Raw genomic sequence first — 12,856 nt, forward strand, 5'->3', positions numbered from 1 at the left:
GGCGGGACACCGGTTCAGGTCCCGTCGATGTCCAGGTTCGCGATCGCCGTGTCGGCCACCTCTTGCCCGCGCTCGGTGAAGTCGCCCTTGCCCGGGTAGCTGACGGTGAGCTTGTACATGTCGCCGCCGGAGGTCCGGTAGTAGAAGATCCTGAGCTCGCGGGGACGGGAGTTCTCGGTGTCGTCGGTGAAATACGTGACGGTGTTCTCGGCGGCCTTCTTCCCCCTGTAGGTGGTGTCCTTGGGAGCCGTCTTCGGGTTCTCGGGCATGTCCAGGCCGTAGTTGCCGGTGTCCTTGAACCCCGTGTCGTCGTCGTACATCTCGGCGGCCGCGGAGCCGGCGATGGTGCGGCCGGTGTCCTCCGACTTCTTTGCGAGCGTCAGGCCGACCCAGATGCTGCCGCTCCAGTCGGTGTACCTGACCCCGTGCACCTGGTCCGACTGCCGGTCGGGCAGGGTCCGCTGGTAGTCGCCGGGGACGGCCAGCGACGCGGCGAGGTCCTTCTCCTGGCGTGTCGTCCAGCCCTCGGGCAGCGGCCCGGCGAACGGGTTCGCGAGCACCAGGTACGCCGTCACCGCCGCCGCGACGACCGCCGCACCGAGTCCGGCCCACCCCTTTCGACCGAGCCGGAGTCTTCGACCCTGACCGCCCGTCATGGGGACGACCTGGGTCGCCTGGACCGCCGGCGGGTTCGCGGCGGCCTCCAGCAGGGCACGCACCCGGGCGGCGTCCGGGCGGCGGGCCGGGTCCTTGTGCAGCAGGCCGGTGATGGCCTCGGCGAGCGGGCCCTGGGCGGAGGCCGGCGGCGCGGGCGTGGCGTTGAGGACGGACTGGAGCGTGGCCGGGGTGTTGCTGCGGCGGAACGGCGAGACGCCCTCCGTCGCCGCGTACAGCACCACGCCGAGGGACCACAGGTCGCTGGCCGGACCCGGGCGCTGGCCCAGCACCCGCTCGGGCGCGATGTACTCGGGCGAGCCGACGAAGCCGCCCGTGTCGGTCAGATTGGTCTCGCCCTCGATCTGTGCGATGCCGAAGTCGGTGAGGACGACCCGGTCGTAGCTGCCGAGCAGCACGTTGTCCGGTTTCACGTCGCGGTGCAGGATGCCCGCCGCGTGCGCGGCCTCCAGCGCGCCGAGCACCTCCAGGCCGATCCGGGCCGCCTCGCGCGCGGACAGGGTGCCCTCCTGGAGCGCGTCGCCCAGCGAACGGCCCCGCACGAGCTCCATCACGATCCACGGCTGCCCCTCCACGACCGCGACGTCGTGGACGTCGACCACCGCCGGGTGATCGAGCCGGGCCGCGGCACGTGCCTCGCGACGCATCCGCTCGAAGGCGTTGGCGCGTTCGCGTTCGGGAAGATGCTCCGGGACGCGGGGTTCCTTGACGGCGACCTCCCGGTCCACCGTCTCGTCCTTGGCACGCCACACCGTGCCCATGCCGCCGTGCCCGAGCTTGGCGATCAGCCGGTAACGCCCGGCGATGAGCCGCCCGGCTCCGGGATCCTGGACCGCTGCCGCCGACTGGGGCGGCACGGCCTCGGTGGACACGACCTGGGTGGGCGTCGCGTACGGGTTCCCTGGCACCGGCACCGGCGGAGTCGGTGGTTGCAGAGCGAAACTCGTTGGCTCGTCGGCCCCGGATCGGGCTCCCCCGTTGCTGCTCATGAGGTCATCCATATCGCGCCAAGCGCTTGCGCATCCAGCACGGACGCGTCCCGGTCACAGACCCGTGACGTGATCCGGGCGCTATCTCCTCTTTGTCCGGTACGTGGCTCATCGGCCGCACGCCACGTCAGGGCGAGGGCGAGGGGGCGGCGGTCGTGGTGGCGCCGGTGGCCGCGGGAGTGCTGGGAGTGCGCGTGCCGTGGGACGACGGGCCGGCCGACGGCGTCCTCGGCGCGGTGCTCTTCGGCGTGCGGCCGCCGTCCCCGCCACCCTCCTCCATAAGCAGCGCCGCCGCCGACACACCGGCCCCGGCCATGGCGGCGACCAGCAGCGCGGCCACGAGCACCCGGCGCGTGGGCTGCCGGAGCACCTGCTCGTACCGCCGGTCCGGGCCGGGCAGGTCCCTCGGTGGCACCGGCGGCATCTGCGGTTGCCGATCGGCGCCGTCCTGCGGCCGTCCGTACGAGGCGTCCTGCACCGCCGGCGCGTACCCGGGCGGCGGAGCCTGCGGCGTACTGCCCGTCTCGCGGAACGCCCGCAGCATCCGCTCCGCCCGGTCCGCGTCCAGCCGCCGGTCCGGGTCGCGCTCCAGCAGGCCCTGGACGACGGGCAGGAGCGGACCGGCCTGTGCGGGCGGGCGTATGTCGCCGACGACGACCGCGTGCAGGACGCCGCCCAGCGAGTCCCGGTGGAACGGCGACTCGCCGCTGAGGGCCGCGCACAGCAGCGCGCCCAGCGACCACAGGTCGGACTCGGGCCCGGTCCTGACGCCCGACATCCGCTCGGGCGCGGTGTACTCGGGCGAGCCGACGAAGGAACCGTTCTCGGTGAGCGTCGGGGCGCCCGCGACCTGGGCGATGCCGAAGTCCGTGAGCACGACCCGGTCGGTACCGGCCTCCAGCAGCACGTTGTCGGGCTTGAGGTCGCGGTGCAGCACCCCGGCCGCGTGCGCGGCGCGCAGCGCGCCGAGCAGGGCGATGCCGATCCGTGCGGCCTCCGCGGCCTCGACCGGGCCTTCGGTGGCGAGCCGGTCGGCGAGCGAGCCGCCCTCGATCAACTCCATGACGATGTACGGGCGTTCGTCGTCCTCGACGACGTCATGGACGACGATGATGTGCGGATGGCTGAGCTGGGCGACGGCCCGCGCCTCGCGCAGCGTACGGTCCCGCTGCCGGCGCGCTTCCGCCGCGGAGAGCGTCTCGTCGAAGGGGAGTTCCTTGACGGCTACGCCCCGGCCGAGCAACTGGTCGGTCGCCCGCCAGACCACGCCCATGCCACCGCGCCCGAGCCTCGCCTCGAGCCGGTAACGGCCCGCGATGACACGCATGTTGTGCCCCTCGGTCCCCATGCGGCAATCATGCCCCAACGGAGGGACGGGCTCCGGGGCAGCGGCCTGCGGGTGGCCGAAACACACGGGCCTGGGTCAGGGGGCCTCCCGCGTCAGGGGGTCTTCTCGTGCCAGCCCTGCAACAGCGCCGTGAACTGCTTGCGCGCCTTCGCCCAGTCCTGCGCGGGTGCCGACATGTAGAGCGCGTACTCGGTGCCGTCGCGGGCGACGTACGTCTCCTCGATGGCGCGGCGCGGACCGGGGAACTTGGTGTCCTTCGCCTGCGCGGTCCAGGTGTACTCCCACAGCGCGCCGTCCCGGTCACGGTAGACGTTGCGTTCCAGCTTCACGCGCTTGTAGTGGACCAGCCGCTGCAACTGCTGTTCCAGGTCGAGCTGGTGGGCGTACGGGTCGGCAAAGTCCGGGGAGGTGTCGACGGCGATCCGGACGAAGTGCCGGCCGCCGTCGGGCGTGTAGTCGATCTGCTTGAGCTCGCCCTGCGGGCCGAAGGTCTGACGCTTCCAGCCCTTGGGCAGGTAGAGGCTGAAACCCACGGGGTCGTCGCGGCGGGTCCAGCCGTCGGGCACCGAGCCCCCGGGCCGCTCCGTGCGGGTCGTACCGGATGCGGAGTCCGACGCCTGCCGGCTCTCGTTCCACTGCTGGAGCACCACCGCGGTGCCTCCGCCGATGATGGCGGCGAGAGCGACGACGAGGGCGAGGGTGCGAAGCCGGCGGCGCCGGCCCGGACCGGCCGGCCGCGAACCCGCCGCCATCGGGCCGACCATGGTGGGATCGGGCGTCCCGTGCCCGGTGGCGAAGGCCCCGGCTGCCACGGTGCCGGCCGTGGCGGCACCGGTTGTCGGCGTCCCGCCGGCGGGCGTCCCGGCCGGCGGCGGGAGCGGCGTCCCGGTGTGCGAACCCGAGCCTGCAGCGGCTGTACCCGTGCCGGACGGGTACGTGCCTGAAGGGTTGGTTCCGGAGGGGTACGTGCCTGAAGGGTTGGTTCCGGACGTGCCCGGGCCGCTGTGCGCGTCCCGGTACGGCGACGGTCCCGACGGTCCCCCGTACTGCGTCGGCACATACGCCTGCGCCCCGCTCGGCCGCCGCCCCTCCGCAGCCTCGGCGAGCATCTGCTCGGCCTCGGACGCGTCGGGCCGGGTGGCCGGATCCTTCCGCAGCAGGGCGGTGATGACCGGCGCGAGCGCGTCCGCGTGCTGAAGCCCGGCGGCCTCCTCCTCGACCACGGCCTGCATGGTGGTCAGCGGGGTGGTGCGGCGGAACGGCGAGCGGCCCTCGACCGCCGTGTAGAGCGTCGCGCCGAGCGCCCACAGGTCGGAGGAGGGGCCCGGGTCGTGGCCGCGCACGCGCTCGGGTGCCAGGTAGTCGACCGAGCCGACGACCTCTCCGGTCCGGGTGATGGTGGTGTCGCCCTCGATCTGGGCGATGCCGAAGTCGGTGAGCAGGACACGTCCGTCCCGGGCGAGGAGGACGTTGCCCGGCTTGACGTCGCGGTGCAGGACGCCGGCGGTGTGCGCGGCGCGCAGGGCCCGCAGCACCCACATGCCGATGCGCGCCGCCTCGCGCGGCTCGACGCGCCCCTCCTCCTTGACCGCGTCGGCCAGGGAGCGGCCCTCGACCAGCTCCATCACGATCCACGGGCGGCCGTCGTGCTCCAGCACGTCGTGCACCGTGACGACCGCGGAGTGGTTGATCCGCGCGGCGGCCCTGGCCTCGGCCCGGGTGCGCGCCAGCAGGATGGCCTGCTCGCTCTCGGAGACGTAGAGGGCGGCCGTCAGCTCCTTGATGGCGACGGACCGGTGCAGCACCTCATCATGTGCTCGCCATACCCGGCCCATGCCGCCACTGCCGATGGAGTCGGCGAGCCGGTAGCGGCCCGCGACGAGCAGGCCCTGCATCTGATTCACGTTGCCCCGCAATGGTCTTGACAGGGTCAGACTAAGGACCCGCCCTCCCCCAGGGAACAAGCGGGGTACCACGGTGACCGCACTGTGACGGTTGTCGCCGCCTGGGACAGGAGGGAACGGTGAGGTGAACGCCGGTGCACGGCCGTCGCGTCAGGAGATCATTTCGTCGCCTTGTACGTCGCCGCCGCCTGCTCGTACAGCCGCGTCACCTCGTCCCGCTCCGACTCCGGTCCGCGCACCTGGACCACGTGGTACCGCCCGTCGACCAGCATCGCCAGGTTGCGCACGTACAGCTCGCCCCCGTCGTCGCCGCTCCAGGTGAACTGCCCCTCGGCCATGGTCCGCCCGCCCACCTCGATCGTCTTCAGCCCGGTGGAGGTGGCCCAGCTGGAGTCGCGGTACGGCTGCAACTCGCGCTCCTTCTCCCGCTGGTAGACCATCGGATCGCTGCCGAACTCCGACGCGCTGTCCCGGCCCGGTACGACGATGAGCTCGAAGTCGCCCTTCGCGTAGACGACCTGGCCGCTGCCGCCCCGCGGCGCGCGGTCCCAGCCCTTGGCGACGGCGACCTGGAAGCCCGCCGAGTCCTTGCGCAGGGTGAAGCCGTCGGCGACCTCGGAGCCGGTGGTCTGCGTCTGCGTGGAACCGGCCGATGTCGACGGGCTCTTCTCCGGCCCGGGTGACGCCCGGTCGGGCCGGGGTTCGCCGCTGGCCTCCGGCTCGGGCGCCTGGCTGACCTCACCGGCGGCACCGGTGCGGTCCGTGCCCTGCGCGCCGTCGGTCTGCGACTTGGGCATGAAGAGCATGGCGTAGGCGATCGCCGCGGCCATCACGAGCAGGACGAGCAGGAGCAGGGTGCGGCCGAGGCGGTGCGGTGACCGGGACTCCTTCTTGGCCCGCTTGTGCCGTCCGTGGTGCGCGGGCAGTCCGGCCCGCCGCCTGCGCACGAGCTCGCCCCGGCGCCGTACGACGGGCAGCCGGCTCGCGTCGACGGGCGGCGCCGCGACGACATGCACACCGGCCTCCGGCTCGGGCGCCGAGCGCACCAGCGAGCGCAGCCAGCCGCGCAGCTCCTCGAAGTCGAGGCGCTCAGTCGGGTCCTGACGCAGCAGCGACTCCACGACCGGCCGGAGCGGCCCGCACTCCTCGGCGTACGCGGGCGGTTCCGCGCACACCATCTGCACCAGCTCGGCCGTCGACTCCTCCGGGTAGGGCGCATGCCCCTGCACGGCCCGGAAGAGCAGCGCGCCGAGCGCCCACAGGTCGGTGGCGGGGCCGATCGGCGCGGCCAACTGCCAGTTCTCGTGCACCGGTCCGGCCTGCTCCGGCGCCCAGCGCTCCGTCACGGGGCCCACCACGGCCATCCGCGCCTGCCGCGCCCGCTCGGCGGCCAGCGCCGTGGCCGGGCCGCGCCGGGGCGCGGGGGTGTGGGCGACCAGGTCGTCCCACCGGGTGGGCTCGCTGGAGGCGGCGGGCTCCGGGGCCGGGGGGAGCGCCGTCTGCTCCTGCCCCGGCGAGGGCGCACCGCCCGTTCCGCCGCGGGGCGTGGCACCGTGCCAGGCGGTCGTCCGGGGGGCACCGCTCACGCCGTAGGGGTCTGCTATCTGCCCCGGCGCGGTCCCACCGGACCCCGTGCTCTGCCCGGGGACGTACGGCGACTGCGCCGAGCCGTTGGTGTGGGGCCCGGGTCCGCCGTCCGGGGCGGGCCGGGCGCCGGGCAGCGCCGCCCGGCCGTTCTGCTGCGTCTCGTGGACCCGGGCCGCGGCCCGGGCACCCGCCCGGTAGGCCGCGATCGCCCCGGCTCGCGCGGCACGCGGGTCCGCGCTGTCGTCCTCGCTCCTGCGGGCCGGCACGGGCAAGCCCCCGCTCCCCGCATCGGCTCCGACCGGCGGCAGCCCTCGGGCCTCCCGAGCCTCTATGGCGGCCCGCCGCGCGGCCTCGGGATCACCCGCGCCACCGCCGCCCGGTACACCGGCGACACCCGGGCCGCCGACGGCTCCCGAGCCACCGGCACCGCCCGGACCGCCGACGCCCTCGGCCGTCCCGGCGCCCCCGGTCTCCTGGCCGGGCTCGCCGAGGGCCGGAGCCGGTACGGGGTCGTACCCGCACAGCGCCTCCTCCGCCGCGCCCACCGCCAGTCCGGTCAGCATCACCCGGCCGTCGTCGCAGACGAGGACCGTCCGCGCGGTGATGTTCCGGTGCACCCAGCCGTGCGCATGCAGCACCCGCAGCGCCATGAGGACGTCGGAGGCCACCTCGGCCGCCCGGTACGGCGTCAGCGGCTTCTCGGCGAGCAGCGCCGCCAGCGGACGCGCGGCCACCAGCTCACTGACGATCCACAGCGAGCCGCCCTCGGCGAACACGTCGAAGACCTGGTCGAGCCGGGGATGGTCGGGAATGGCCGCCGCGGCCTGCGCGGCCTCGACCGCGCGCCGGACCACCGGGTCCGTGGGCCGCCGGATGCCCGCACGGGCGCCGGGCCTGCGCGCACCACCGTCACGGGCCGTGAAGCCGTCGGGCAGCCCCTCCGCGTCGAGGACCTCCGCCTCGACCACCTCCGGCAACGGCACTGCCCTGACCAGGACTTCCTGTCCGCTGTAGGTGTCGAAGGCCCGGGACTCGGTGAGTTCGTACTCGTCGGACGGCGGCAGCGGCAGGCGGTAGCGGTCGGCGAGCACCCGTCCCGCATAGTCGTCCACGATGCCTCCCCCGGCAGCCTGGTCGGTCACATCCGTTCGCCCCACGGTCCGTTCCGGCTGCGCACGGTCCGCAAACATTTACGATACGTGCCGCAGGCAACCCGCAATGTGGGGATGCCAGATCTCACTCCCCAAACCCGGGGCCGCTCATGCTCAGGACTTGGGTTCGAAGGTCTTGGTCAGCGTCCGCCAGGTCTGCTTGCGCAGCTCATCGCCCCAGCCGGCTGCTTTCGCCGTGTACATCAGCGCGTAGCCCTGCCGGTCGTCGACGACGAAACCCCGGTCGATGGTCCGGTACTTGGTGCCGCTCTCCACGTAGGTGAACTCCCAGTCGGCCGTGTTCCAGCCGCGGTAGTCCACCGGCTCTATTCGGATCTTCTTGTACTGCGCGCGCTGCATGTAGCGCTCCTGGCTCTTCCAGTCCGCCACCGGGTCGCCCTTGGGCGTGGAGGTCCAGGCGATGAGCAGCTTCTGCCCGTTGGGCCCGGTGAACCGGTCGCCCGCGGCACCCGTGGATCCGTACTTCCACCCCTTGGGCAGACCGATCGAGTATCCCTGGCTGCCCTGGTGCGTCGACACCGCGACGGTGCCCTTGCCGCCGGCGGAGGACTCGCTCGCCCGGTCGCCGGGCGTGCCGTTCGAGGCGGGCGCCGACGGCGTGGGCTGCGTCGCCGCGCTGTCGGTGCGCGTGCCGTCGCTCTCGTCGCCCTTGGTGTCGGCGCTGCTGGGCGCTGTGGCGACGGCCTTGCCGCCGTTCCCTCCGGCGGACCCCTTCGCGTCCTTGTCGTCTCCGCTGAGCGCGATGGCGAGCACCGTGCCGATCACGGCGAGCACCACGACCGCCGCGATGATCACCATGGTGCGCCGCGGCACCACGTCGGTCAGCGGCGCCCTGGGCGCGGGCCGCGGCGGCAGGTCCGGCCGCGGCATGACGGGCCACCCCGAACTCCGGCCCTCGGACGTCGCCTTCGCCCCCTGTGCTCCGGCCCCGGCACTGGCAGCCGCCCCCGAGGCCGACGCCGAACCCGACGTCGAACCCGACTTCGAACCGGGCGTCGACACGGACGCACCCGCGTCCCCGTCCCCGGCCTTCGCGCCCTCCGGTCCGGAAGAGGACATGCCCTCCTCGGACCGGGTCCGGGACGCGGCCGACGCCCCGGCCGTCCCGACGGCGGCCTTGCGCACGGAACGCAGCGCTCCGCGCAGCCGCTCCCCGGGTTCCTCGCTCCGCTTGCTCCCGGAACCCGCCGCGCTCCCCTTGCGCGAGGACTTGTCCGGCTGCGCCGGAAGCGGCACGACCTTCGTCGCGTCCATCGGCTCCGGCTCGGCCGGCGCGGGGGCGTGGATGACCGAGTTCAGCATCGCCCGGGCGCCCGCGTCATCGAGCCGCTGGGCGGGGTCCTTGGTGAGCAGCCCGTAGATGACGTCCTTCAGCGGGCCGGCGTTCTTCGGCTCCTCCAACTGCTCGGTCATCACCGCCGTGAGAGTCGCTATGGCCGACCCCTTGTCGTACGGCGGTGTGCCTTCCACCGCCGCGTACAGCAGCCCGCCGAGCGACCACAGGTCGGCCGCCGGGCCCGGCTTGTGCCCGCGCGCCCGCTCCGGGGAGATGTAGGAGGGCGCGCCGACGAGCATGCCGGTCGAGGTGATGGACGGGTCGCCCTCGACCTGGGCGATGCCGAAGTCCGTGAGCACGACCCGGCCGTCCTCGGCGATGAGCACGTTCGACGGCTTCACGTCGCGGTGCAGGATGCCCTCACGGTGCGCGGAGCGCAGCACGTCCAGGACGGCGAGCCCGACCTCGGCGGCCCGCTTCGGTTCGAGGAGGCCGTCCTCCCGGATGACCTCGGCGAGCGACTTGCCCTCGACGAGCTCCATCACGATCCAGGGCCGGTCGTCCTCCTGGACCACGTCGAAGACCGTCACGGCGCTGTTGTTACGGATCCGCGCGATCGCCTTGGCCTCGCGCAGCGTCCGCGTGATCAGCCGCCGCTTCTCCTCCTCGTCGATGTTCGACGGGAACCGCAGCTCCTTGACGGCGACCGTCCGCCCCAGGGTCTCGTCCTGGGCCCGCCATACCGTGCCCATGCCACCGCGGCCGAGCACCTCGCCCAGCCGGTAACGCCCCGCGAGGAGACGCTCCCTGTTGTCCTGACGAGTGTCCTGACGAGATGTGCCCGCCCGCTCCGCCTCCGACATGCGTCCCCTCATACAACCCGCCCTGACAGAGCCTCCATTGTCTCTCACCCGACAAGTGCCCAGCGCCCCAGGGGCCCCCTGGTGAAACGCCCCCTCGGCCCCGCCCACCCGGAACCCGGGCGCGGCGCCCGGCGCGCCGCCTTGCATGATGGGCCCCCGACGCCCCGACCAGGGAGGAGCCCGCGTGCCGCCCTTTCGGACCTTGCTGGCCCTGCCTGTGTCCGTGGCCCTCCTCGGCCTGCTTCCGGCCGACTCGTCGGCTCTCTCGGCTCCGCCGACGGACGCGGTGCTTCCGCTGCTGGTGACCCAGGGGAGGGCACCGGCCGCGGCCCTGCTCGCCCGGGAGGGGGCCACCACCCGCTATGCCCAGGCCGGGCAGGGAATCGCCCGGTCGGACCGTTTCCGTGCCGGCAGCGTCACGAAGACGTTCATCGCGACGGTCGTGCTGCAACTGGCCGCCGAGCACCGGCTGTCGCTGTCCGACACCGTGGAGCAGCACCTGCCGGGCCTGGTGCGGGGAGCGGGCAACGACGGCCGCGCGCTGACCGTGCGTTCCCTGCTCACCCACACCAGCGGCCTGTACGACTACACCAGGGACACCGGCGGAACCGCACCCGTCACACCCCGTCAGGCCATACGCATCACACTCACCCACCCCCCGGCCGAACGCGGCCGCTTCTCCTACTCGAACACCAACTACGTCCTGCTCGGCCTGGTCGTCCAGCAGGTCACCGGCCGCTCGTACGCCACGGAGGCCGAGCGCCGCATCATCACTCCTCTGCGTCTGACGGGCACCTCCTTCCCCGGATCCCGCTCCTCGCTGCCCTCTCCGCACGGCCACGCCTACGCCGCCGACGGAACCGACGTCACCGATCTCGACCCGCGGGTGGCCGGCGCCGCGGGCGAGTTGGTGTCCACGCTCGCCGATCTGGACCGCTTCTACTCGGCCCTGCTCGGCGGGCGGCTGGTGCCCCCGCACTGGCTGCGCGAGATGCTCGACACCCGTGCCGCACACGGCGCGTACGGCATGGGCCTGTTTCCCGAGGAACTGCCGTGCGGCACGACGGTGTGGGGACACAACGGGCACATATCCGGCAGCTACGTGCGCACCGCAGCCACCGTCGACGGCCGGCGTGTCCTCACCTTCCGCGTGAACACGGACGCGATAGCCGATCCCGGTCTCGAACCCGCGGTGCTCGCGGCCGAGTTCTGCCCCCGCACCTCGTAGAACGACCGGGTTCCGAACGGAGATCCCGGTTTCTGACACTCGTTCGGGTGATGTCGAACGCGCCGCCCGGTTCGCGGGAACAGCCGCCTACAGCGGCACGATGTCCGGCGCCCCCAGCCGCGCCGCGTCCGCCGTCAGGTCGTCCGGCTGGCGCTGCGACTCACGCTCGGCCTCCACCCGCTTCTCGTAGTGCTGCACCTCGCGCTCGATCTGGTCCTTGTCCCAGCCGAGGACCTGCGCCATGAGCTCGGCGGCGTCCCGTGCGCTGCGCGTGCCCCGGTCGAAGGTCTCGATGGAGATGCGCGTCCGCCGGGTCAGCACGTCGTCCAGATGCCGCGCCCCCTCGTGCGAGGCCGCGTAGACGATCTCGGCGCGCAGATAGTCGTCGGCCGCCGACAGGGGCTCGCCCAGAGACGGGTCCTCGGCGATGAGCGCGAGGAGTTCCTCGGTCATCGTCCCGTACCGGTTCAGCAGGTGTTCCACCCGCACCACGTGGAGTCCGGTCCGGGCGGCGATCCGCGCCCGCGCGTTCCACAGCGCCCGGTAGCCCTCGGCGCCCAGCAGCGGCACGTCCTCGGTGACGCACTCGGCGACACGCATGTCCAGCCCGTGCACCGCCGCGTCCACCGCGTCCTTGGCCATGACCCGGTAGGTGGTGTACTTGCCGCCCGCCACGACGACGAGCCCGGGCACCGGATGCGCCACGGTGTGCTCACGCGACAGCTTGCTGGTGGCGTCCGACTCGCCCGCCAGCAGCGGCCGCAGGCCCGCGTACACGCCCTGGACATCATCCCTGGTGAGCGGCACCGCGAGCACCGAGTTCACGTGTTCCAGCAGGTAGTCGATGTCCGCGCTGGATGCGGCCGGGTGGGCCTTGTCGAGGTCCCAGTCGGTGTCCGTGGTGCCGACGATCCAGTGCCGGCCCCAGGGGATGACGAACAGCACGGACTTCTCCGTGCGCAGGATCAGCCCGGTCGTGGAGTGGATCCGGTCGCGCGGTACGACCAGATGGATGCCCTTGGACGCCCGGACGTGGAACTGGCCGCGCTCCCCGACCATCGCCTGGGTGTCGTCCGTCCACACGCCGGTCGCGTTGACGACCTGTTTGGCGCGGATCTCGTACTCGCCGCCGGCCTCGACGTCCTGCACCTTCGCGCCGACGACCCGCTCGCCCTCGCGCAGGAACCCTGTGACCCGCGCGCGGTTGGCGGCCTGCGCACCGTACGCCACCGCCGTGCGCACGAGGGTCGTCACGTACCGGGCGTCGTCCATCTGGGCGTCGTAGTACTGCAGCGCCCCGACCAGCGCGTCCTTCTTCAAACAGGGCGCCACGCGCAGGGCGTGAGAGCGGGTCAGATGGCGGTGCGCGGGCAGGCCCCGGCCATGACCCCGGGCCATCGACATGGCGTCGTACATCGCGACGCCCGACCCTGCGTACAGCCGCTCCCAGCCCTTGTGCTGCAAGGGGTACAGGAACGGCACGGGCTTCACCAGATGCGGGGCGAGCCGCTCCAGCAGCAGGCCGCGTTCCTTCAGCGCCTCCCGGACGAGCGCGAAGTCGAGCATCTCCAGGTAGCGCAGGCCGCCGTGGATCAGCTTGCTGGACCGGCTGGAGGTGCCGGACGCCCAGTCGCGCGCCTCCACCAGTCCCGTGGACAGGCCCCGGGTCGCGGCGTCCAGGGCGGTGCCCGCACCGACCACGCCTGCGCCCACCACCAGCACGTCCAGCTCGCGCTCGGCCATAGATGCGAGTGACTCGACGCGCTGCGCCGGCCCGAGTGTCGCTGTCCTCACCGCTGCCTCCCGCTCATCGC

General features: G+C 73.2%; 6 protein-coding genes and 1 pseudogene. 1 reads left to right on the forward strand and 6 read right to left on the reverse strand.

What is annotated here, in order from left to right:
• Nucleotides 1–14: 14 nt before the first annotated feature.
• The 5 genes and pseudogenes from ACZ3I3_RS05895 to ACZ3I3_RS05915 all read right to left on the reverse strand — a co-directional run bounded on the left by ACZ3I3_RS05895 (nucleotide 15) and on the right by ACZ3I3_RS05915 (nucleotide 9,814).
• Complete coding sequence (locus tag ACZ3I3_RS05895; protein ID WP_467362925.1) at nucleotides 15–1,664, reverse strand: serine/threonine-protein kinase; 1,650 nt, start codon at nucleotides 1,662–1,664, stop codon at nucleotides 15–17.
• A gap of 130 nt (nucleotides 1,665–1,794) precedes the next feature.
• A pseudogene (locus tag ACZ3I3_RS05900) lies at nucleotides 1,795–3,012 on the reverse strand (serine/threonine-protein kinase); the annotation flags it as partial.
• A gap of 92 nt (nucleotides 3,013–3,104) precedes the next feature.
• Nucleotides 3,105–4,907: a serine/threonine-protein kinase gene (locus ACZ3I3_RS05905; protein WP_467363364.1), complete on the reverse strand. Its 1,803-nt coding sequence runs from the start codon at nucleotides 4,905–4,907 to the stop codon at nucleotides 3,105–3,107.
• A gap of 167 nt (nucleotides 4,908–5,074) precedes the next feature.
• On the reverse strand, nucleotides 5,075–7,615 hold the full coding sequence (locus ACZ3I3_RS05910) for a protein kinase (RefSeq protein ID WP_467362926.1): 2,541 nt from the start codon (nucleotides 7,613–7,615) through the stop codon (nucleotides 5,075–5,077).
• 153 nt (nucleotides 7,616–7,768) lie between these two features.
• Nucleotides 7,769–9,814, reverse strand: a complete 2,046-nt coding sequence (locus ACZ3I3_RS05915) for a serine/threonine-protein kinase (RefSeq protein WP_467362927.1) — start codon at nucleotides 9,812–9,814, stop codon at nucleotides 7,769–7,771.
• A gap of 184 nt (nucleotides 9,815–9,998) precedes the next feature.
• Here ACZ3I3_RS05915 and ACZ3I3_RS05920 point away from each other — a divergent pair, with 184 nt between their 5' ends.
• Nucleotides 9,999–11,042, forward strand: a complete 1,044-nt coding sequence (locus tag ACZ3I3_RS05920; RefSeq protein WP_467362928.1) for a serine hydrolase domain-containing protein — start codon at nucleotides 9,999–10,001, stop codon at nucleotides 11,040–11,042.
• An 87-nt stretch (nucleotides 11,043–11,129) separates the two neighbouring features.
• Here the strand turns inward: ACZ3I3_RS05920 and ACZ3I3_RS05925 are convergent, their stop codons facing one another.
• Nucleotides 11,130–12,836: a glycerol-3-phosphate dehydrogenase/oxidase gene (locus tag ACZ3I3_RS05925; protein ID WP_467362929.1), complete on the reverse strand. Its 1,707-nt coding sequence runs from the start codon at nucleotides 12,834–12,836 to the stop codon at nucleotides 11,130–11,132.
• Nucleotides 12,837–12,856: the final 20 nt, after the last annotated feature.

The sequence above is a fragment of the Streptomyces sp. NPDC016851 genome (assembly GCF_055562795.1).